This is a genomic window from Pseudomonas sp. ERMR1:02, from assembly GCF_002277815.1.
GTDB lineage: Bacteria > Pseudomonadota > Gammaproteobacteria > Pseudomonadales > Pseudomonadaceae > Aquipseudomonas.
On the sequence record NZ_NKJI01000010.1, the window covers coordinates 13,306 to 36,872 of the forward strand.

General features: G+C 53.6%; 15 protein-coding genes. 6 read left to right on the forward strand and 9 right to left on the reverse strand.

The annotated features are described in order from the left end of the window. Window positions 1-77 precede the first annotated feature (77 nt). Together CES87_RS18350 and CES87_RS18355 are read right to left on the reverse strand one after the other, a co-directional pair. A complete protein-coding gene (locus tag CES87_RS18350) occupies window positions 78-1,088 on the reverse strand; it encodes an NAD(P)-dependent alcohol dehydrogenase (RefSeq protein ID WP_128607232.1) in 1,011 nt (336 codons plus the stop codon). 604 nt (window positions 1,089-1,692) lie between these two features. Beyond that, complete coding sequence (locus CES87_RS18355) at window positions 1,693-3,072, reverse strand: transposase (RefSeq protein WP_128607233.1); 1,380 nt, start codon at window positions 3,070-3,072, stop codon at window positions 1,693-1,695. A 286-nt stretch (window positions 3,073-3,358) separates the two neighbouring features. Between CES87_RS18355 and CES87_RS32640 the strand changes: the two genes are divergently transcribed. The 3 genes from CES87_RS32640 (at window position 3,359) to CES87_RS34380 (ending at window position 8,285) form a co-directional block, all read left to right on the forward strand. After that, a complete protein-coding gene (locus CES87_RS32640) occupies window positions 3,359-6,001 on the forward strand; it encodes an SAVED domain-containing protein (protein ID WP_218196327.1) in 2,643 nt (880 codons plus the stop codon). Between the two features lie 1,118 nt (window positions 6,002-7,119). After that, the gene (locus tag CES87_RS18370) at window positions 7,120-7,788 is read left to right on the forward strand and encodes a ThiF family adenylyltransferase (RefSeq protein WP_256590985.1); all 669 of its coding nucleotides are present in this window, start codon (window positions 7,120-7,122) and stop codon (window positions 7,786-7,788) included. Then, window positions 7,785-8,285, forward strand: a complete 501-nt coding sequence (locus tag CES87_RS34380) for a Mov34/MPN/PAD-1 family protein (RefSeq protein WP_128607235.1) — start codon at window positions 7,785-7,787, stop codon at window positions 8,283-8,285. Before CES87_RS18370 ends, CES87_RS34380 begins: the two co-directional genes overlap by 4 nt. 321 nt (window positions 8,286-8,606) lie before the next feature. Here CES87_RS34380 and CES87_RS18380 read toward each other — a convergent pair whose 3' ends face one another. After that, window positions 8,607-9,479 carry a DNA-binding protein gene (locus CES87_RS18380; protein WP_128607236.1) on the reverse strand — a complete coding sequence of 291 codons (873 nt, stop codon included), beginning with the start codon at window positions 9,477-9,479 and terminating at the stop codon, window positions 8,607-8,609. A 93-nt stretch (window positions 9,480-9,572) separates the two neighbouring features. Between CES87_RS18380 and CES87_RS18385 the strand changes: the two genes are divergently transcribed. Both CES87_RS18385 and CES87_RS18390 read left to right on the forward strand, forming a co-directional pair. Further along, complete coding sequence (locus CES87_RS18385) at window positions 9,573-10,685, forward strand: site-specific integrase (protein ID WP_128607237.1); 1,113 nt, start codon at window positions 9,573-9,575, stop codon at window positions 10,683-10,685. Window positions 10,686-11,059: 374 nt separating this feature from the next. After that, complete coding sequence (locus CES87_RS18390) at window positions 11,060-12,097, forward strand: tyrosine-type recombinase/integrase (RefSeq protein ID WP_128607238.1); 1,038 nt, start codon at window positions 11,060-11,062, stop codon at window positions 12,095-12,097. Here CES87_RS18390 and CES87_RS18395 read toward each other — a convergent pair. The 6 genes from CES87_RS18395 to CES87_RS18420 all read right to left on the reverse strand — a co-directional run bounded on the left by CES87_RS18395 (window position 12,010) and on the right by CES87_RS18420 (window position 20,098). Continuing rightward, window positions 12,010-13,218 (reverse strand): TniQ family protein, encoded by a 1,209-nt coding sequence (locus CES87_RS18395; RefSeq protein ID WP_178081444.1) that lies wholly within the window; start codon window positions 13,216-13,218, stop codon window positions 12,010-12,012. The two genes, CES87_RS18390 and CES87_RS18395, sit on opposite strands and share 88 nt — an antisense overlap. Then, window positions 13,211-14,092, reverse strand: coding sequence for a TniB family NTP-binding protein (locus CES87_RS18400; protein ID WP_128607240.1), 882 nt, complete (start codon window positions 14,090-14,092; stop codon window positions 13,211-13,213). Before CES87_RS18400 ends, CES87_RS18395 begins: the two co-directional genes overlap by 8 nt. Window positions 14,093-14,106: 14 nt before the next feature. Then, window positions 14,107-14,868: a Mu transposase C-terminal domain-containing protein gene (locus CES87_RS18405; RefSeq protein ID WP_128607241.1), complete on the reverse strand. Its 762-nt coding sequence runs from the start codon at window positions 14,866-14,868 to the stop codon at window positions 14,107-14,109. Between the two features lie 14 nt (window positions 14,869-14,882). After that, complete coding sequence (locus tag CES87_RS18410; RefSeq protein ID WP_128607242.1) at window positions 14,883-15,947, reverse strand: DDE-type integrase/transposase/recombinase; 1,065 nt, start codon at window positions 15,945-15,947, stop codon at window positions 14,883-14,885. Between the two features lie 1,707 nt (window positions 15,948-17,654). Further along, the gene (locus CES87_RS18415) at window positions 17,655-18,554 is read right to left on the reverse strand and encodes a LysR family transcriptional regulator (RefSeq protein WP_128607243.1); all 900 of its coding nucleotides are present in this window, start codon (window positions 18,552-18,554) and stop codon (window positions 17,655-17,657) included. Window positions 18,555-18,880: 326 nt separating this feature from the next. Next, window positions 18,881-20,098, reverse strand: coding sequence for an MFS transporter (locus tag CES87_RS18420; RefSeq protein WP_128607244.1), 1,218 nt, complete (start codon window positions 20,096-20,098; stop codon window positions 18,881-18,883). A gap of 640 nt (window positions 20,099-20,738) precedes the next feature. Between CES87_RS18420 and CES87_RS18425 the strand changes: the two genes are divergently transcribed. Continuing rightward, a complete protein-coding gene (locus tag CES87_RS18425) occupies window positions 20,739-23,543 on the forward strand; it encodes a winged helix-turn-helix domain-containing protein (RefSeq protein WP_128607245.1) in 2,805 nt (934 codons plus the stop codon). Window positions 23,544-23,567: the final 24 nt, after the last annotated feature.

Here is a 23,567-nt window from a genome sequence, read left to right on the forward strand (position 1 = left end):
CCGCGTCAGTTCGGCTCCGAAGGCGAAGAGCTGGGTAATGATCAACGGTATTCGTGACAGGCGCCGGGCCGATTCACTCAGATATCCAGCACAATCTTGCCGAAATGCTGGTTGGACTCCTGGTATCGAAACGCCTCAACCATTTTTTCCAAAGGGAAGTGTTTGTCGATCACAGGACGCATGCTGTTCGCCTCGATGGCGCGAACCATATCCATCTGCTGCCGTCGGCTGCCAACCAATACTGCCTGTAGGTGCAGTTGCTTAACCAGTGCATCGAGAACCGGTAGCTCGACGCTAACACCAGACAGAATACCGATTATCGCAATATGCCCACCGACACATGCGGCGGCCATGGACTGCTGCAGTGTGGACGGACCACCAACCTCTATCACAAGGTTTACACCACGCCCCTCAGTTAGCCGCAGGGCTGTCTCGCCCCAGTTCGAATCCTGGCGGTAATTGATCAAGTGGTCGGCGCCGAGCGCGCGCAAGTGCTCTAACTTGGCATCGTTTGAGGAGGTGGCAATAACGGTAGCACCGAGCATCTTGGCGAACTGCAGAGCGAAAATAGACACCCCGCCAGTGCCTTGCACAAGCACGAAGTCACCCGCCTTCACTTGGCCTACGTCAACAAGCGCACGCCATGCGACCAGTCCCGCAGTGGGCAGAGTGGCCGCCTCAGCATGACTCCATCCCGTGGGTGCACGAGTAAAAGATGTCGCACTAGCGGTTACCGTCTCACGGGCATAGCCATCAAGCCCATCACCCGGAACCCGAGAGAAGCCCACAGCGCCTGGTTTGCCATCCAACCAGTCAGGGAAGAACGTGCTTACCACTGCGTCACCCACCACGAACTCACCGACACCTTCACCTACTGCGATGACTTCACCAGCACCATCGGCCATGGGAATGCGCAGCTCGCTCGGCCCCATTAAACCGCTGATAACAGCAAAATCGTGATAATTAAGAGAGTTGGCTCGCATCCGTACGGTGATTTCTCCAGCCTTGGGTGCTGCGGCGTCGCTCTTACCGATCACGACTTTGTCATAGCCGCCGCCGGCTTGTACGAATATGGCTTTGTTATTCATGGAACGGCCCTTCAGGTTGATGATTTTCAGAAGTGGCAAGTTAGGCACATCAAAAAGCGCCAGAGATGCCGGTGAGTATGCTAAGCAGATGGGATAACCCTAGTCGTCGAGCGCGGGTATTGGTAGCCGCTGAATTAGACCTCTCCATCTCGCATATGGAACAGTGAGGTGTAGCTTGTTGCTACGAGCTTTTTTATTCGCCAAAGTCATGAGAGCCTACTTCACTGTTCAACGACTTCCCTCTCACTACGCAAGCCACAGCCTTTGAGGCTTTCACGTTCCTTTTCCCCCGACGGTAGCGGCCGTCTACCCGGTCGCAGCAGGAATGGCAGTGACCTGCCCCCACACAGATCCGTGCGTGCGGAGCTACACACACAATCGCATGGTGCATTGGCTATGGGGACTGGGACCTCCTCGCACCGGTCGTGAAGGGCCGCTTCTGGCCGATTCTGTTGAAAAAGTCGGATTTTCAGTTCGCCTGAACTCAGGCACTGCTACCACCGGAGAACCTACTCACCACATTGAGTGGTTTGTCGGCTCTTCGTTGACCTTTGCTGCTCTGTTATTGGGTTAATTTGAGGTTTTTTGCTTCGTGCAGGCGCACCTATCCCGTGATTGGTGGCCCTTGAGAGGTAAATTTGGCCAGCCGCCGCAGGTTCTGCACCGCGGCGGCCAGCGTGAACTCATCGGTCGCGCCACTCATGCCTCGTAGTCGCAAGCGATCCAATTTCAGGATGCGCTTGAGGTGAGCAAACAACATTTCGACCTTTTTACGTTCGTGGCGGGAGCGCTGATACGCCGGCGTTGCTGCAATGCGCCGAGCGACATCACGAGCAGCCTCATGGATGCTGCGAGCGATCTTGCGAAACGAAGTGTTCGGGCAGCACTTGGCTTTTATCGGACACGCCGCGCAGTCGGTCTGCCGGGATCGGAAGATGATGGTGTTGGTGTTGGTTTTGGTAACGTGCGAACGCTCATTCTTGAAGGCTCGCCATTCGCTGCGTAATGCATTGCCGGCTGGGCAGCGGTATTCCTCAGCCTCTTCATTCCAGTGGAAATCGGTGCTCGAGAAACTGTCGTTCTTGCGCTCGGTTTTGTCCCACACCGGCACATGCGGCTCGATGTCTTTTTCCTCCACCATCCAGGCCAGCATCGGCGCTGTACCGTAAGCGGTGTCGCCAATGAGGCGTTCCGGCTTGATGTCGAACTGCGCCTCGACCCGGTCGATCATGATCTTGGTGCTCTCGACTTCGGCCGTACGATGGGCCGGTGTGGGTTCCACATCCATGATCACACCGTGCTCGGTATCGATCAGATAATTCGTGGAGTAAGCGTAGAACGCTGGGCCACCTGGAGCAGCGGTCCAGCGGGCTTGAGGATCAGTCAGCAATAGACGTTTCGGTAGCGTTTCGGCCAGAGCCTTTTCATCGAGCGCCTCAAGATACTCACGCACGGCGCGAGTGCTCAGGGCAGGATCGCTCCAGTTGACCTGTTCATCGCCCGGTACACCGCGCTGCCGGCTGGCATCCGCCTTGATGATGCTGGCGTCCACGGCAAAGCCTTCACCTTTGACCAGGCCTGCGTCCATGCAACGACGCAGCACTTCATTGAACAGCCAGCGAAACAGATCGCTGTCCCGAAAACGGCCCTGTCGATTTTTGGAAAAGGTCCAGTGATTGGGGACTTCATCTTCAAGGCTCAACCGGCAGAACCAACGATACGCCAGGTTCAAATGAGTCTCTTCGCACAGCCGCCGCTCGGAGCGAATACCGTAGCAATAGCCCACGATCAGCATGCGGATCATCAGCTCAGGGTCAATCGAAGGACGCCCAATCGGGCTATAGAAATCAGCGAGGTAATGGCGCAAGTCGCTCAGATCGAGACACCGATCAATGCTGCGCAGAAGGTGATTGGCTGGGATGCGATCTTCAAGGTTGAACGAGTAAAACAGCCGTTCCTGCCCACTCGATAACTGTCCCATCATGCTGCGTGCTTCCCTGCTTCCCTGCTTCCCTGCTGGCCGATGTAGAGATTTTGCCGCAGGCCTGACAGGGGAGCTACTTTTTCAACAGAATCGGCCAAAAGCGGTCACTTGCTGCCAACAGAGTGAGTTCTAGATTTTCCTCGCCAGCATCAATATCGTGGTCTGTCTCCGATTGTTTCGCATCTACTCGTCTGCCGATCAAGAGATCGCATCACCATCGTTCCTGCTTGATTCCAGCGTGAAGAGGCGATAGCTTTTCGGCATTAAGCTACATAAAGAATTGAGCATGGCAAACGCGGTTTTGGCTGGATGGCACGGGCATGACTATCAAGCTCGCTTCTTCTGGGTTCACGCCTCCGCCTTAAGGGACCCGGACCAGTCGCACGTTATTGAGGTCTCCTACGAGGCTGACGGCCCTAAAGCGTTCGACGACGTGATTATTCGCTATGACCCGCCGCGGGCGAGCACTGGCCCCGTGCGCATCTCGGTGGACTACCACCAGATCAAGTTTCATGTCACAGGCGCAGGTCGATTCGGCTACGCAGATCTCATCGACCCGGCCTTCATAGGCGCCGAATCGGTGTCTCTCTTGGAAAGATTGAAGCAGGCAAAAGAGAACGCCCCTCAGAACTCTGCTTTTCACCTCGTTACGATCGACAGCGTTAAAGATGACGATCCACTGGGTGAGATCATTTCGGCCGTGGACTATTCCCTGCGCTTGGACAAGCTCTCGGTTGGCAAGACGGACACCAGCAAAATGGGCAAGGTTCGTAAGCTGTGGCGCGAACACCTCAAGCTCGCATCGGATGACGAACTGAAGAAGGTGTTGGAGGGACTCCATATTGCCACCGCCCAGCGATCCCTGACTCAGCTACGCGAAGAAGTGAACCTTCGCTTCCGAGTAGTTGGCCTGATCAGCTGCCATGAAAGTTCAGAATTCCGCTTCGACGCTGCTGCAAGGTCTCTCAAGAGCAAAGGCCTGTACCAGTTTACGCGTGAGCAGTTCGAAACCCTTTGCAAAGAGGAAGGTTGGGTTCGTTCCGATACTCCTGAGAATCGCCTCAACATAGCCCTTCGCTCGTTCACAGATGGTCCAACCGACCGAATAGACGCGCTACCGGAAAACACTCTTTCACTCTTGCAGCACTTTGACGGCCGTCACCTCAGACCAGGCGAGGATTGGGCATCTGCAATTCAACCAGCGGTTGAGTCGTTCCTGGCGCGAATAAAGCAAGCGGAACGCCGTATTCGACTGTTTCTGGACGTTCATACCTCTATTGCATTCCTGGCAGGGCGATGCCTCGGGCTGAAATCCGGCATGGAGGTTGAGCTCGTTCAGAAGGGGCGCTCAGGGACATCCGTTTGGCGGGCAGATGACGGCAAAGACAAGTGCGCGGCCGCTGTCACGGTTGAACAGCTCCACGCTGGTCCAGACATTGCGCTCGTGCTGAGCATATCTCGAGATGCTGTGGACGATGTGCGGGACTACGTTGCCAAGCAGCCGACGATAGGCAAGATTTTGCACATCACTCCTGCAGAAGGGCCAGGCCAAAACGCTGTAGCTGGAGGAGCCCATGCCGCCCGCCTGGCGGACGACGTTGCCAAGGCAGTGGCCAAGGCTCGGGTTCCACTCGGAGCTCAAATCCACGTATTCAGCGCGGCGCCGAATGCGGTCAATTTCTTCGTGGGTCAACATGTTGAAGCCATGGGCCCATGCGTCTTCTACGAATTCGATTTCAACCGCCGCGTCGACGGTAGCTACCACCCACCTTCAAGGTTCAATGATATGGAACTCAAACCTCAATTCGCGGAGTTCCTTGCCGGAATTCGGCCAACGACCTCGCAGCAGGAAGATTGGAAAGTCGGCTCGAAGACCTTGCGGAGCCGGCTCGAGTCCGATGAAAAACTCAAGGACATTGTCGTAGCCACCTTCCTGCAAGGCAGCGTTCGCAGGTCAACAGCCATCCGCCCCTTGGGAGAGAAACGTCCAGACGTCGATGTCGTGGTGGTGACGAATCTGGACTACAACCGACTGACACCGAAGGAGGCCATGGATCTCTTCGAGCCCTTTCTGGAGCGCTACTACAAGGGAAAATGGCGACCCCAGGGGCGCTCATTTGGGATTGAGCTTTCCTATGTGGATCTCGACCTGGTAATCACAGCTCTGCCCACCGACGGTTCACGTCGCAGCCTCCTAGAACAGCTCTACCGGTCGCAGTCGGTGTTGACCACTAACTCGCTCGAAGAGGAGGCCAGCTGGCGACTGAACCGCAGTTGGACACCACCTAGCGGCCTGCTCGGCAACACGACGCTTTTTCAGGACGCCCCTCAGGAGGAGTGGAAGCCTCACCCACTGTTTCTTCCGGATCGGGATGCCGGCAAGTGGGGGCGCACTCACCCACTCGCACAGATCCAATGGACGGCAGCAAAAAATCGAACGTGCAACGGCCACTACGTGAACCTTGTGCGGGCAATAAAGTGGTGGCGCCAAGAGAATGCAGAGAGTCTTCCCAAGTACCCAAAAGGCTACCCACTGGAGCACATGATTGGACATGTCTTGGCCGACGGTACCACTTCCATGGCAACGGGCCTGGTTCAGGCCTTGGAGAGCTTCAGGGATACCTGGTCCTACTATGACCTGCTCAATGTAGTCCCAACACTTGCCGACCACGGAGTCCCAGAGCACAACGTTCTCGCGCGCTTGCCGGTAGAGGATTTCAAGGCCTTCTACGCGGCAGTATGCGAAGCAGCCAAGCTGGCCAGGAAAGCGCTCGACAGCATAGATGCCCGGGAGAGCAGTCAGTTGTGGAAAGACTTGTTGGGGAGCAAGTTCCCGCTGCCCGGCCCAAAAGGTGGTGACAGGTCGAATGGCGGCTTTACCGCACCGACCCACTCTGCCCAGCCAAACAAGACTGAGCGGTTCGCTTGACTGCCCTTCAGGCGATAACGCCCCACGTTCTGTTGTCTGTCGTCGATGCCATCAACAGCGATGCACGCACCCACACAGACAGCAGCTGGGTGCTGCATCCAGAAGGAGAATGGTCGCTACGGTTTTCCGCGCGTCTTTCCGTACCGGCGACCGACTTTGTGCCAAACGAATCGATCTGGCACCTGGTGGTCTGGACAACCCCAATGGGGAGACAGCTCACGTTTATCCGGATGCTACTCACGGTATCACCGCTACATTCCCTCATCAGGATTGCAACGGCGAAGCGTATCCACCGCGTCACTGGAGGCTCGGCAAACCATGCTTGGAAAAACCTATCGGCGTTTTCAATCGTACTAGTTGGTCGAACGAACCTCGCAACCTGGCCGAACGCTTGCCCTGGTTGCTGCAGCGTTTGTTGAACTGGATTGACGCGGCGGCAAGCGATTCCCTTAGCGTTGAGGGAGACCCACTTGAACTGCCGGCATTACCCGGGCAATCCCTCTTTCCCCTGTTGGGATTTCGAGAAATCGCTAGCGACCTTTCGCAGTGGATGCCTCATCATGGGAGCTGGGGTACGCAAGCACAAGCCCGTTGCGAGGGGCCGATAGCACCCGGGTCATAACGGCATTCCAACTGCCCGACGGCGAAATCATCAGGACCATTGAATGGTCGCCTTCGATGCTGGGCAAAGGACGTACATCCGATGCCGTATAGCTTGTCTTACCTGAGATTCCAGTCACGCGCCCCTGGCAAGCGCCTACATCTTGGCTGGAGCTGAATGAACGGCTAGCGGCTAACCACATCAATCTTGAAAAACTACTCGTTGAAATGGGGAGCGCGGTTAGGCGAAGTCTTCGGAGAGCCCCTTCCTGGGTACTACTTCTCGGATTCCCGATCGCGGAGCAGGTCGGGTTAGCACCATCCCGATTGCACTGGCTCGCGATTAGATCCCCCTCACTCGCCAGCAAGACAGCGCGGCGAAAGGGTTTCAGGTCCTGCGAGCGCAACCATCGCAACTGGGATGCTGAGATTGCTACGTCCAAGGAACCCTTGAAGTGGCAGCGAACAGCCAACTGGGCCTCCGACCAACTGCGAACGAGGGGGCTGCCGAGAATGAGATGTGCGGGCGCCGAATTCTTCTGATAGGTGCAGGTTCCCTCGGAAGCTCAGTCGCGGAGAACCTCCTCCGCATGGGCGTTTGCGAACTGGGCATTCTGGATTATGACTGGGTGATGATGGGCAATCTCAGTCGCCATACACTCTCCATGCAGGCTGTGGGACACAAGAAGGCCAAGGCTCTTGCTGCTCACCTCAACGAATGCATGCCCGATGCAAAGGCCAAGGCGTTTGATACTGTGTTTCCGCCCCACAACGAACAGCTGAAACAAGCAGTCAGAAGCTATGACGTGATTGTCGACTGCACGGGTGACGATGAAGTATTGGATGCTCTGGCTTCGTTCGACTGGAAAAGTGAAAAGCTCTTTGTGAGCCTAGCAATGACGTGGCGAGCGGAAGGCCTTTTCGCGTATGCGGCTTCCGAATCAAGTTTTCCGGCCATAGATGCCAAGTCCCAATTTGCGGCCTCTCCCACCCCGCCACTCAACGAGTCAGACGCACAGATTGAAGGCATTGGATGCTGGCATGCGGTATTCCCTGCGACTGCTGATGATGTTCAGCTATGGGGAGCGATTGGTAGCAAATTCATCCGTAGGGCAGTTTTGAGTCCAGGACGGCGCTATGAGTATTTCCGGCAGATGTCGGACGGCACAGTCGAGCGCGCAAAATGAACGATTCCGTTCCGCTGTCATTTTCGAGCCCTAGTGCCCCATACACTGTTACCCTTGAGGCTACAGTCTTGAGCAAGATGGTGAGTGACTGCACCCGGGCAGGAGCACACGAAACAGGCGGCATCCTGATAGGTAATTACAGTAGCGACGGGAGCATTGCCCTGATCTCGGAGATTACGTCACACCCCAAGGACTCGATCAGCAGCTCAGTAACCTTCCAACGCGGAATCATCGGACTGAAAGAATTGCTCGCCGCGCGTTGGGATGAAGGTTTTCACTACGTCGGTGAGTGGCACTATCATCCTGGCGGCTCACCGGAACCAAGTGGCCCCGATATACATGCCATGCGATCCATCGCGACAAACGCCAAATATTCGTGTCGAGAACCGATTCTGATCATATTAGGTGGACGGCCCCCACGAGAAGTAAAGCTCAGTGTCACAGTTTTTCAGGCCAATAGGCCAAGCGTTAGATTAAATCCATTCTACTACCTTTGAATCGCCCCGCCTTTCCTGCCGGTTGTTCAACCTAAATGCCATCCTAATACGGTTAGTTCAACCGACGGCCGCTTCTTGCCCAGAGTGTGTAAAAACGCTTCATAAAAATTGAAGTGTGCGCGTCTATGTTAAATCTGAAATTTATCGGCACGTCAGCAGATGTGGATTTCGCGTAGAAGCGCGATTTTCAGTCCGGTTTTGAGTACCTGCCGCGCTCAAAAACGTATTTACACAGCCTCGGCCGATTTCAGCCTTTATCGGGAGCCTAAAACTAACTGCATCGACTTGCTTTTTATCGGCCCGAGGATGCCGACTTCACCCTCAGGAATCGGACATTGTCGCCACGGGCTTCCGGGATCTTGGCCTACGCTTGGTCACGGGAGCCTGGCGTAGCTGGATCAGTTGTTGCTCCAGCGTATCGCCACGGGCCTGCTGCGCCGCGGCACGCTGCTGGGTTTGACTGAGCTCGGTTTGGGTCGACTCCAATCGCCGTTGTAACAGCTCGAAATTCCGCCCGGCTTCCTTAAATTGGGCCGTAACGGCTTTGCCCTCCTCCCGGGCGCGGTCGACCTCGCGGTGCGCGCGATCCTCTACACCGCGCACGTAACTCTCCTGCGCCACGCGCTCCTGCTCGGCCTTGAGCCGCAGCGCCTGCAGATCCTGCTGCAACGTCTGGTTGTCTTGCTGCGCTTCACGGCGCTCGTGCAGCAAACCTTCACGCTGCTGCTGCAAGTCCTCGATCTGCGTCTGGCGTTGGGACAGCAGCAGCTCCAGATCTGCCAGACGCAACTCGGCCGCCTGACGCCCAGCCAAAGCCTCGGCCGCCTGCTGGCGAAACTGTGCCGCGTCCTGACGCGCCTGTTCCTCGACCGCCGCGACCCGTTCGCGCTCGGCAGTCAGGACCTCACGTTGTTCCGCAAAGGCCTGCTCAGCGACACCCTGCGCCAGGTGGATCGCCTGTTGCCACACCGCGACAAAGGCTTGCGACACCTCGCCGGGCAGTGTCGGCAGGCGGGTCTCGCCATTCAGCCGTCCGGCCAGACGCGCCCACCATTGATCGAGCAGGCCGCCAACCCGTGCCGGGCTGCCGCGACCCAGTTCTAGGCGCACACGCTCCACGGTCGGCCGTTCGCCGCGCGCCAACACCGCATCCGCCGCCGCATATACCTCGTGTTCCGGTACGCCTACCGCCATGCCCTGCCCTGCCCTGCCCTGCCCTCCGCTATATTAGGTCTGATAATAGAATGTTATCCGATCTTATTTTTCAATTTATGGAAATATAATACGTTGAACGTAATAGATCTTACAGATCAATTGCCCTTGGTCGACACTGCCCCGCTGGACCCGCATTTTCTGGCGCTTAACGCTCAGGAAGCGGCGGCGGCGTTTATCGCTGCCGGCACCGCAGCGAATACCGTGCGCAGCTACCGCAGCGCCCTCGCCTACTGGTCAGCCTGGCTGCAACTGCGCTATGGCCAGGTGCTGGGTGGCGCGCCGCTGCCGACCGCGGTGGTGATTCAGTTTGTTGTTGATCATTTGGCTCGGCCCCTGGCTGATGGCGGCTGGACGCACCTGCTACCGCCCGGCATCGACGCGACGTTGGTCAAGGCGCGGGTCAAAAACAAACCCGGCGCATTGGCGTACAACACGGTCAATCACCGCTTGGTCGTGCTGGGCAAATGGCACCGGATCAATGGTTGGGACAGCCCCACGGAAGCATCGGCGTTGAAGACCCTATTGCGCGAAGCGCGCAAGGCGCAATCGCGTCAGGGCATAAACGTGCGCAAGAAGACGGCCCTGGTGCTCGAACCCTTGCAGGCGCTGCTCGCCACCTGCGATGACGGTATGCGCGGCATTCGTGATCGAGCCCTGTTGCTATTAGCCTGGAGTGGCGGTGGCCGGCGGCGTTCCGAGGTGGTCGGCCTGCAGGTCGGCGATGTGCGGCCGCTGGATGCCGACACCTGGCTGTATAGCCTGGGCGCCACTAAGACCGACACCGACGGCACCCGTCGCGAGAAGCCGCTACGCGGCCCGGCAGCACACGCCCTCGCCGCCTGGCTGGCCGCGGCACCCGCCACGCACGGACCGCTGTTTCGCCGGTTATACAAAGGCGGCAAGATCGGCACCAGCGCATTGTCGGCAGATCAGGTCGCGCGCATCGTGCAACGTCGGGCGAAGCTGGCAGGCTTGGAGGGGGATTGGGCGGCGCACAGCTTGAGATCCGGCTTCGTGACCGAAGCCGGGCGGCAAGGAGTGTCGCTCGGTGAAGTGATGGCCATGACTGAGCACCGTAGCGTCGCCACAGTGATGGGTTACTTTCAGGCGGGCTCATTGCTAAACAGTCATGCGGCAAATTTACTGAACGATGAGCCGGCGAGAGATGTGCAAACGCCACTTTAGGAGGCAAAACAGTGACTGGTACGAGTCGCCGATAAGATGTACCCTCTTTTCCACCCACACCAGCCTGTCACTAAATAGCTAAACATTAGTTATTATCCGCAACATTATAAGTACCAAGAAAACAATAACCAAAAAATCTTACGTAAAGCTTAGCGCCTTTGCGCAACAGGTTAATTGAAGTCGCAACACAGCATCTAAAAGCCCAAACAAATCCTCTACAAAGGCACGCTCACTCATAAATTTCTTGACACGAGATCGAATGCCGCTAGAGTTACTATAGTATATTATGCATGGACACTGTAGAACCTATGTCATCCAGAAAATAAATTACATATCTAGCACTGTCCCGAACACTTCAAATAAAGGAGTTGTAAATGGCTCACCTCCTAGATGATGACCCAAAACTCAGAATAGAAACTGAGGTCCGCCTTGAAAGAATCAAGGAGCTGAACTGGGAGTTGGAGGTCGGTAAAAAAATAAGAAATCTTCCGGCATTACAGCATTCTAGGAATACCGAATTGTCATACCGTGCAGCCATCGATCATTATCGGAATGTAGGTCATTGTTATTTACCCGTCATAATCGAACAGCTGGCTCACTATTTAACTATCTGCGCAGAGACAACATCCGTACCAACACTAAGAGTTAGACTGAGTGCAATTTCCGCGTGGCATCGCAAGATGGGCTTCGACGACCCAACCCGTAACACGAAGATTAGAAACCTCATTAGAGACCTGGCAATGATTAGCGAAAAGAAAAAGAAAGCTACATCGCCATTAAAATTTGAAGAACTGCAGACAATTGTAGACCATCTTGATAGCGTTATCTTTCAGCTAAAAAAAGAAACTGCCCGCTCGCCATCGCAAGACAGCAAGCTATTGCGTTGTTATCGTGACAAATCCCTAATACTTTTTGGGTTCTGGCGTGGATTTCTTAACCATCAACTTTCCGGGCTTGTCGTTGAGCAATTAAATATCGTTCCTAATCAAGGCATGACCATCTTGGCTCATGACCCATCCTCGCAAAGTCTAAGAGATTTTTTTACGCCATTTTTGAAACATTACTGCCCGGTAAAAGCTCTGCAAGACTGGCTGAGCATTGGGGAAATTAGTCATGGTCCGATTTTCAGGGGAATCGATCGCTGGGGAACTATTGACTCTGCCAGCCTTAACTCACGCTCAATTACACTCATAGTGAGAAGTTGGATAGAGGAAGTTGGCTTAAACGTGGATTTTACGGGGCATAGTCTACGACGTGGTTTCGCGTCTTGGGCGGTGAAAATGGGGTGGGATATCAAATCAATATTGGAATATGTAGGTTGGGCTCAACTCAGCCAGCACCACGACGCCCTTGTCAAAAGCACGCCAAGCTTACAAGCTTTTTTAACATGCGATATTGATATATTAGAATAAATTTGAAACTCGCTTAGTAATTCGTTCAAAGCACAGGGGGCCGTTGTAAATTTCAAGCATTGATCTCGGCCTACAGTTGAATATGTGGCGATGCGGTCAATGTACCAGCTTTTCAAGGGAATATCGGTCGGACCACAGATTACCGCATATAACCACCCCCTGGAGTCGGGAACAAGCGCACCCAATCTAGCGCTACTATCAGCAATTACTCCCCATAAAAAATCGGAATTAGGATAATCCAACAGATAAGAGGCGATGGCCATAGCGACTAAGCGAATAAACGGATCAACCCCCTCGCAGGCACGATCAATGAGAGAAGCCACATCCTCACGTGACCCTTGATTATACTGGTATTCAGGGCGCCAAAAAAACACATTAAATAACTGATATGCATACGCTGGAGGATCAATGCCTTTGACGTGACGCCTCAACAACAGATTTAATAAATCTAAAATCATAGTGACTCGCTCTGGGGGGGTCTCTAGCCCAGGGATCGAGTAATAGGATGCTATCTCAGCCTGAACGGGTGACGCCATTTTACTGAATACAGTCAGCGCGAGTTGCATTTCAGGATACTTATTCGGACCACGACCGCAGAGTAACTCAAAATTGGAAAACGGCACCAGATTTCCAAAGAGATCATTGTCTGAATGCGATTTACTTTGACCATCAATTACCATTTTCATTGCTGCAATGGAGCGATCAACAACGTTAAGTACGCAGTATTGCCCTGTGAGCGGTCGCATGACGCTGTAGTGTTTATCACAAAGGAGATACCACCAATGCAGCCAATTGCGCCTCCAAACAGGGACTCGAGTAAAGGCTAGATCTTCAATTGCGCACTGTGGACAAAAATGAATACGGTTGCGATGAGTGGGCAACGTCCACCAACACTCTGCAGCGCTTTGCGAGATCAAGTTCGGCACTGGAATTGGCAAGTATTCCTGTAGGGTCACTATATCCTGCAACGAATAGAAATAATCCAGGTCGCTATAATTCTGTTTGCTTTGAATAAAATGCCGGAGGCCTACCGAGTTAGCTTGACTACTTGGTGTTTTGGCGTAAAAAATCTGGCGACAAATCCACGATGAAACGGATTCGTCAGTGTGAAATTCACTCACAATGCAGCCCATCAAGAATCGGGATGGTTTTTGCCAGTTTTAGCATCTCCAGATCGACTTTTTCATGCCCCTCCTTTATCGACCAAATTGCCGCGCGCCTTACACGCTTGACAATACTATCTAAAATCCCACCTGTTTCATTTATCAAATAGGTTGCAACAGGCGCTGTATGCAATTCAGATTTAAACCTAAGTGGAAGCGTACCTTGAAATGAGTTAAGGAACGAGCGAAGCTCGGCTTTATCGAGCCATCTTTTTAACTCGAAGTTATCGAACCTCCTTTGGATCTGTGGGTCTGACTCAACCACGTTTTGGCAATCGCCGGTACCGATACATATAAGTACCAATCCATACGGCCAAGCGGAAAGTTCCTTTAACCATTTTATGTTTTTTCTTATATCCGTAGGCCTGCAAAGTAACATGTCGTTTAACTCATCAATTACCAGCGCCCGAATTCCATTCATACGGATAGCCTGCAAAAGCGCATATTCGTTACTATCCAGTCGCAGATTGCCAATTGAAGTTAAAGCCGCAACTGTGGAATCCACAAATTTTCGATGATTGTCAGTTTCCTTGTCTTGAAGACTTAGTGAAACCACACATGACTTTGCCCCAGAAGCTATTCCATATGTTTTGTCTATTTTTTGAAATAACGCTGTTTTACCCATTCCGGGGTTTGAATGGACGAGAATACAAGGCGCTTGAATACCTATTGGTATCTGCAAAAACTGATCGATAACGGCCAATATGTATGCTGCCGTTGGATAGTTCACCCAAACGTCTTCATAGATAGCTTGATATCGTTTAATAACGCTTTCTGAAACTAACGCTCGCCTGGCTTCAAGCACATGAGAAAATTCTTCTTGCATATCCATCTAACCATCCTCACCTAAAAATCAACTTTGTACAACCCAGGTGGGTCATCGTCGCCTTCTAGATCATCTGAATCAAGCTTGAGATCCTCCACTTGTAAATGGCGAGTCGTATCATCGAAAAAAATGCTCTGAGACGAATTCTCCTTTATCTTCTTCATTTTTTTTGTTGTTGAACGTGAGCGCTCCACTAGCTCTCTGTTTTTTTTGATTAATTCAAATGTTTCATCAACACTTGCTTTTCGGGCATGACTACCTTCTCTGATATGACGCTCGCGTGCCAATTGCTGCTTCGCAAGCTTTAACTCTTCTAGTGATACATCTGGCCTTCGTATATCATAGTATGGGACCTCTATATAACCTTCTCCGGTTGGATTTACCCATACCTGCTTTAGCGACAGTGGGTTATATTTAACTGCGCAACGAACTTTCACGTGACCGTACAGCGCCCCAGACCAATACTGAATTCTATTTAACTCTATCCCCTGCCGACTTATTACCCTAGACTGCTCTGGCAAAAAATCCAGAGTGAACTCGAAAGGGTTTACTACCAATTCTGGATGATTTAATGATCCGCTCTGCATTAAGGCCTCCATCCACTTTTCATGGGGCGTCACCTCCAAAATTCTATGTACAGTATGGTGGTAAATTTGTATCTCTCTTGCAAACCAAAGTCGAAATTCAGAGAATGTTAAACAAGCATTTTTCTCACTGTCATAATCGCCTTTTAATACTACATTGGAAAGTGTCGTCCCCGGCAAATAATGAATATGACCCATTGCTAACGTTCCGTTTAAACGCTCAATGTGCCCCCCCACCAAGGTTTACCATAAGGTCGCCAACGGAGTTTTATCTGGTGCTTTTTCGCAGCAATGCGAAAGCCTCGTGATTTGAACTCTTTTGCATTGTCCATGGATATGTTCTCTCCCTTGCCATAATAGGGATAAGAAATGTCCGTATCACCAACTGCTTCCAGCCACCTGTTTTTTGGCAAGGTAGCGTGCGTTACTGCCATCGCAACGCTGTAAGAACTGGGCGCGTGTATTGACAAATAAAACCCGATAACAACTCGACTGTAAACGTCTATAATTAGCGTCGCCCATGGTCGGCATAATGGTTTGCGATCCTTCTCATCAACTATAATGCAATCAATGACACAATGATCCATTTGCCATTTTTCAAGAATGGTTTTAGCCTCGTTATGATTAGGTCGGGCTTGATAGACATCATTCGCTTTTTTCTTGCCTTGCTGTAAACCCATCATTTCCGACCGATTTTTTTTCCCCACTCGGGCATTGACGGCTCGATATCCAGGAGGGTTGCAGTTTGCGGCACGGCATATTTCATCAACTTTAGATTTTACCGCTGTCACTCTAGTTCCTGGGCCGACCCACGTTTCTTTTATTGCTACTTCTATTATTGAATCCACCTCAGGAGATAGGGCACTTGACCCTGGTTTTCTTCCTCTTTTGGACCGTATTAAACTGCTAGGACCCTCACTTTCATCGTACTGCCCTAATAGCACATAACCTCTGGGAGTACTAACGCCTAGTTTTTCACATAGCGCCGTAAAGTCGCTCTTTTCTCTGTTGCTTGAAAAATAAGATTGAATTTCTTGGAATTTTCGCTCAGCTAACGCCCACTCCCTATCTGGAACGTCTTCCATTCCACGCGAGTATCCACCTGGTTTTCGAGCCTCCTTTTCTTTAGGTAAAAGCAAAAGCTCTCCGATAGGAGCATCGATGTATTGATGGGTTTCTTTATCGAGTAGATGGACACGCTCCAAAGAAAGTGAAGCTTCATAGGAATATGCGCGGCCCTGCCATAAAACAAGCTGACCTTTATGCATACCTTTCATAGCGCAAGCCTCAAATCGTTGCTCTATAAAGCAATAATTGAAGCTTATTTTGCGTAAATTTCAATAAATCCGAAAAAAAACAATCACAGCGCAATCGGATTGCACCAAAAATCTCTAATAAACATTAGGTTAGGATTTATCGTTTTCTTTGAATTCCGACAGTAGCGGTCAGATTTGAAGCCTGCAACAGTCCTCAGAAGTAAATGTATGAAAAAACGGAAAGTCATCGTGTGAATCGAGCATTTCGCCTCACGTTCACGGTTTACTCACGGATCACTTGACCGGAAAACATCTTAACGCTACAGGCTCTGGCGCGGCCTTTGCCGGCGTTGTAATGCCTGATTTTACGTCATGTACAGTGAATCCAAAAACATTGCCTTCTATTGGCGTGGTCGCACACCGCATGCGAAATCGACTATTCGTTTGATTTAAGGAGTGTTTCTGGGGAATGCTTGTTCGTTTACGGCATTACTTACGTCACAGATACACCTGCAAACAGGTCGCTGTGTGAAATCTGCAGCGTTCCGCGTGGAGTTAGTGCGCAAATTTCAAGGGTTGCCACACGTGGAAAACACAAACGCCCATTGATTTGCTTGCAGACGCTGACGGTTTGGCGTGCACATGTTGCGTTTGAAGGCTGTTGAGCTCTCCGGCCACCAAATACCCCTGGAAGCTCGCCAAAATCTGGCTGGATGAAAAGCTCAGCAAAATGCTCGTCCAGTACCGTTGTTAACCACAATTTTGACTTGTTAACCACCGTAGTTAACAAGTCAAAAAACAAGTTTACAGAGTAATACTGAACCTGCGTGTTAGCCTTGATTTGCCTGGTGCGCTTGGGATTTCAAAGCTCCGTAATGCTGTGCGAGCTCTGGGGTTTGCCGGTTAGATTGTTTACCCTTACTATCACTCACACTGCTCTGGCAGCCGCAACTTCCAATTTTTGGCACCCTGCAAGATGTGGTTGGACCACATCAGAGCGCCCTGACGCCGCGTGTCTGACGAGAGATATGTACTCTTAAAGATGGTCTACCGCCAATGGCAACGTAATGACCTCTACGTGAAGTCATTAGCTAACTCAACTAAACATCTATTTAGTTGAGTTAAGCTTCATCAGAAGAACCGAGCGACTTCTACCCGCTCTCTGCCCCGCCCCGTAACTTGTGATAAACAACAAAAATACGAATCGAATATATCGATACGAATGCAGAGCGATGCAATTCCTTCAAGACAGCTTCGCGTGTGAGCCTCTGTTTTCCCTTCTTAGTGCGCGATTTGGGCTTACCTGTTTGTGCTGAGCGAGAATTGCTCAAACGCATCATGCGAGCCTCCTTTTGCAGCGTAGTACCGATATTAGCAGGGCACCTGGCTTGAGTTGATAGATAAGTAGTTCAATCAGCAGGTTGTGTTCTATGTTTTTGGAATGTATCTGGGAGTCAGCCTGGGAGTCGGGGCCTTGCCTGCTCTTTGGCATTGTCGTTAACCTCCTGTCTTTGCTCTTCTCTGAATCTGTCGCCCTCACCCGAGGAGGTGTTCCACTGCCCTGTCGAAAAACCGCACCAGGGTGTTAATCAAGTCGTACGCGAGATGAATGACGTCTTGAACGGCGGCGACCTAATTTCAAAGAACGACGGCCGGACTCTAGAGCCGCTGCTGCCAACGCGAGTAGATATCCTGCGCGCAACGCTCTTGTCGATTGCAAGGAGGTACTTAGGAAGCGAGTATTTCCTTGAGAAACTCTATAAACACATTGACGCGACTGGAGCCGCGATGGTTGGGCAGATACAGCGCATTGATGTAGGTGCTTGCACTGCCGGGGTTGACCTCATATTGTTCCAACACGCGGGTCAGCCGACCTTCGCCTACGTCGTCACGTACCAGCCAATCGGCCAACAGAGTCACCCCGCCACCGGCCAACGCGGCCTCGCGCAGAATGTCGGCGTTGTTGCTTTGCAGCCGTCCCTGCACATTCAATCGGATGATTTCCTCATCGTTCTGGAATGCCCAATTTTGGTGGCCCGTGCGGTAATCAAAACGCAGACACTGATGCTCCAACAGGTCACGGGGGTGTCGGGGTAGTCCGGTACGCGTCAGGTATTCGGGACTTGCTACGACCCAGCGCTGGAATTCGCCTACCCGCTTACTGACGACATTATCACTGACGACAGATGAACCGAGACGCACTGAGACATCGATCTGCTCGCTGAGCAGGTCACTGACCTCGTCGCTCAGCGAGAGACTGATCTCCAGGTAAGGATGGCGCTCAAGCAGCCGACCCAAATGAGGGGCGATGATGCGCCGGCCGAATTCCACCGGAACACTGACCCGTAAACGCCCTTGGGCTTCGCTGCCGCGGTCAGTGACGGCGGCATCGGCTTCGTCAATTGCCTCGAGGATCGCCACTGCTTTTTCAAAATAGTTCTGCCCCGCCACCGTGACACTGGTGTTGCGCGTGGTGCGGTTAAGCAGGCTGGCGCCCAACTCACTTTCCAGCACAGCTACCTGCCGCGTCACTGAAGAAGTGGAGATGCCAAGCTTGCGCGCCGCTGAGGAATAACCACCACAGCGAACAGTTTCGACAAACATTTTGAGCGCCAGCAACTTATCCATAAACAGATTCCGAAATCGAAAAGTAAAGGTAAAGGTAAAGGTAAAGGTAAAGGTAACGACTGTGCATTAGGAGGCAATGGGCGTCTTGCATGTCTGTGCTTAATCGGTAGCGGCTGCGCGGTGAGTCACTTCGCCTTCATAAACCGATTCCCGATTTGCTGTCCGAGAGCCCGGCGACATCCGTCGTATAGCCGCGTAAATCGGGATTGTGATCGAAATTCTGCGCATGGCTCATTGTAGCGGAAGCTGTAGGAACTCTTTTTTGGCTTGAAGTTCGTACAGCGCAACGGATCCCCTCACTTCGGTCTATATGTTCTTGACGATGGTCACTGTTGGGCGCGGTACTTACGTATTAAGAAGACCACCAACGCCAGACTGGGAATCAGTGCTATCGAGGCCGCTGAAAAACTCCATCCAAAATGCTCGTACAGTGGGCTTGCCACTAGCGACCCCAGAGCACCGCCGACGAAAATGCTAGTCATGTACACGGCATTCAATCGTGCTCGACTATGTGGATCAATTGCGTATACCTCGCGCTGCCCGAGCACCATGTTAAGTTGCACAGCAAAATCGAGAAAAATCGCACACATGACCAACCACAGGTAGCCACCGCTAGGCAGAGCACCTATCAGCAGAGAAACAGGTGCTAACACCAACGCGACCAGAGTGCCTCGGTTGCCATGCCCTGCGTCGGCCAACCGGCCAGCAATCGGGGCTGCAACGGCGCCAAACGCTCCGACCAAAGCAAACAATGCAACCTGCGCCTGGCTGAACCCATGATGGCGAATCAGTTCAATAGGAGCGACTGTCCAGAACAGGCTGAAGCTTGCGAACAGTAACCCTTGATATAAAGAACGCTCCCGCAGGATCGGGTAACGCCGGGCAAGCACAAACACCGAGCTAATCAACTCGCCATAGGTGGCCCGATGGGTCGGCATACGTTTGGGCAGAGCAACAGCCGTAATCAAGGCTATTACTGCCATAAGTGCAGCGGCGCTGAAGAAAACTCCGCGCCAGCCAAAGGCCTCCGCCAACATGCTCGACAGTGGGCGGGACAGCAATATGCCCAGCAGTAATCCGCTCATAATGTTCCCTACCACACGACCCCGACTTTCCTCGGGCGCCATGTGTGCAGCCAGCGGCACTAAAATTTGCACGGCCACTGAAGTGAGGCCTATTAGCAGTGAAAAAATCAAAAACAGTGAGGGGGACTGAGTAAGTCCAGCTGAGATCAAGCAAAGGCTCACGACTAGCGTGAAACCCACTACCAGACGACGGTTTTCCATCAAATCAGCCAAAGGCACAAGCAGAAGCAACCCCATGGCGTAACCTAACTGTGTCAACGAAACAATCAGGCTGGCATGGGCGTTGGATAGACCAATTTCCGGAGCGATGAGCTCGACAATTGGTTGGGCATAGTAGAGGTTCGCGACGATGGCACCACAGCAGAAGGCTAAAAAGGCAACCATGGCGCCAGAGATTGAAGCAGGCAGTTTGTTCTTTACTGCAGTGCTTGCCGTTAATGCGGAGTTGCCGGTGGTCATGATGACACCTCAATCGGTTCAAGAAAGTTGCTGTAAGGCTATACGCGACTTTCAATGACCAGAATCCACCGTATGGACAATTGAGCTATGCATTTGGCGCAACGAACCTAGCGTTGCGCCTGGCGCAAAACTTCATTGCTCAATTTGGTAATACCGCAGTGAAGGCCCCCTACTCTACCCTCACGGCCTTGGTTCAAGCCTATCGCCCTTCGGCATTACCCGATGTTCTGCGCGTGTATTGCGGCAAGAGCGTACGGCTCTGTGACACCTTAAACGTAGATCAACTGATACCTTTATAAAACGCCGCGGCGGTATCGCACGCAATCCACAATGGTACTTACGTTCCGATTTATACGCTTCTTACGCTTTTCCCACCTGCCGACTCATAGTCTGCTGAGGCAATAAGCTTGATGGGAACATGTCTCGCCGTATTGCCACGCAAGAATCGTCGACTATCGTAAGTCTCAGAAAGAGCATTTTGTAAATCCGCTCGGCACGACTTGCGTAGTAGACGGGCGCCTGTCTTTGCGGCAACCGGTCAATAGCAGTTGCCCGCTACATAGACAGGCGCGTGAAGAAGTCATTTAACTAAGTATACGGACCATGCCCGCTGAGCCGCGCCTAAGACAGGAGCAACCCGTTGACCCTTTCCCCCGAACAGGCCATCCACTTCGGCCCTTACCGGATCTATCCCGGACAACGTCTGGTGATGGAGGCCGACCAGTCGTTGCGCCTGGGTCGGCGAGCCATGGACATCCTGTTGATACTGCTCGAACACGCCGGCCAAGTGGTGAGCAAACAGCAACTGATCGCCGGGGTCTGGCCCAAGAGCGTAGTCGAGGACATCAACCTTCGGGTACACATGGCCGCGTTGCGTAAGGCGCTCGGCGATGGCCAGGCTGGCCAGCGCTACATCGTCACCGTAGCCCAGCGCGGCTACAGTTTTGTGGCGCCCTATTCGCTGGAACACATCGAGCAGCAGCCGACTAGCGCAGCAACTGCGCCGAGTGGCCACAACCTTCCTGTGCGGCGGACGCGGATGATCGGGCGCCAGTCCCTCGTTGATAGCCTGGAGTTGCGGCTGCCACTCCAGCGTTTCATTACCCTGGTCGGCCCCGGCGGAATCGGCAAGACCACCGTGGCCCTGAGCGTCGCCGAGCAGTCGATCGGGCGCTACCGCGATGGCATTCGTCTGCTGGATCTGGCGCCGATCAACGATCCGTCGATGATCACCGCTCACCTGGCAACCTTGCTTGACTTGTCACTGCACGATGCCGAACCCATGAGCGGCCTCGCCGCGTTTTTGCGCAACCGGCAAATGCTTCTGGTGATCGACAACTGCGAACACCTGATCGACGCCATTGCCCCGCTGAGCGAGAGCCTGCTGCGTGCCGCGCCCGACGTGCACATTCTCGCCACCAGCCGCGAAAGCCTGCGAGCGGAAGGTGAATTCGTTCAACGCCTTGAATCACTGGACTGCCCGCCCCTTATCGCGGTACTGAATCGTGCTCAAGCGCTTAGCTTTTCCGCGCTACAACTGTTCGTCGAGCGAGCGATGGCCAGCTACGACGGCTTCGAGCTGAGCGAAGACGAACTGCCGTTGTTAATAGAAATCTGCCACCGTCTGGACGGCATTCCACTGGCCATAGAGCTGGCCGCCGCGCAAGTGGGCCAGTTCGGTCTGAGCGGGTTGCTGGCGAAACTGCAAGGCAGTTTTCGCCTGCTTACCCAAGGTTTCCAGACCTCGCCGGGCCGGCATCAGACCCTGCGCGCCACGCTGGACTGGAGCTACGAACTGCTCAGCCCATGTGAACAAACCTGCCTGTGTCGATTGGGTGTCTTCCGCGGTGGTTTCACGCTGGAGTCGGCAGCGGCGGTGATCGTCGGCAACCATATTGAGCCCTGTGAAGTGTTCGGCTCGATCACGCAACTGGTGGCCAAATCCCTGCTGAACGTCGAGGTAGGGGACGAAGAGGTGTTCTACCGCCTGCTCGATACCACCCGCAGTTATGCCATGGAAAAACTCGATCAGGCCGTTGACCTGGCGGACACCCGCGAGCGCCATGCCAAACGCTGCCTGGCCTTGATGCATCAGGCGCAGATCGATTGGGAAAACATCCCCACCGGCCTGTGGATAGAGCGTTATGCCCGTGGCTTGGAAGACATTCGCTCGGCCCTCGATTGGGGTTTAAATGCTCAAGGGCCGCACGCACTGGCGATTCGGCTAGCGGCAACGTCCACGCCGTTGTGGCAGGAACTGTCGCTGCTCAAGGAGCATGGCGGTTATGTGCGCCGGGCCCTGGCCCTGCTCGACGCTTCACACGAGCCCTGCCCTCGCCTGAAAATGGTTCTCAAGCTGGCCCTCGGCAGCTCCTGTTATCACACCCAGGGCGGCAGTGCCGAAACCATCGAAGCCTTCGTCAGCGCCAGAACCCTGGCCGAAAGCAACGACGACGTGGCCGGTCAGCTAAGGGCGGTTTCAGGGCACATGGCGGTCAATCTCAGTTGCGGCAACTATCAAATGGCATTGGAGCAGAGTCAGCTTTTCGATCGGCTGGGGCTGGACAAAGACGCCGTGCTGTCCCTGAGCACTCACCGCTTGCGGGTGCTGGCCCTGCACTTCATCGGCGATCAGCGACTCGCCCGGGCCAACGCTGAACAGGTCATCCAGCGCATGTCTCAGAGCGGTCACCTCAACCGCTTCACCCATGGGTTTGGCTTCCATTACGACCCGAGCGTGGCTGCGCTGACGGTCCTGGCGCGCATCCTTTGGATACAAGGCCAACCGGAACAGGCCTGGCACACCGCACGGCAGGCGCTGGACATCGCGCTCCAGATCAACCACGGCACGTCGATCTGTTACACCCTGGCGCTGGCCGGTTGCCTGATCGCCCACTACAACGGAGACACCCGGACCGCCCGCGAACTCTTGCACCTGTTGCTTGAGCAAGCGCAAAAGCACTCGGTGCAGCTATTCTACACTTGGGCGCAACAGTATGCCCGGGTGATCGATGGCGCCCATACGCAGGCGACGCCGCAACCGGGCGCGGGCCTGATCAAGGAAATCATGGTGACGCTCGACACTGGTTTCGTCGACGATGAACTGTTGCAGCGCGCCAATTCCGGCCAGGCCGGTTGGAGCACGGCGGAAATTTTGCGGGCCAAGGCCGATACGCTCCTCACAGAGAAATGCCCGCTGAAAACCGACGCGGCCGAAGCGGTGTTGATCAGGGCGTTGAGCGTGGCACAGCACCAAGGCGCTCTAGCCTGGGAACTGCGCAGCGCTACTTCGCTGGCACAGCTTTGGCAACGTCAGGGCCGCTTCCAACAAGCCCACGCATTGCTGGCACCGGTTTACGCCCGGTTCACCGAAGGCTTAGCCACGCCGGACCTGACCATAGTCAGGTGCCTACTCGACGAGCTCCATGGGCAGCTGACTATCTGAAACCAAGCGCGCAGGACTGACGCT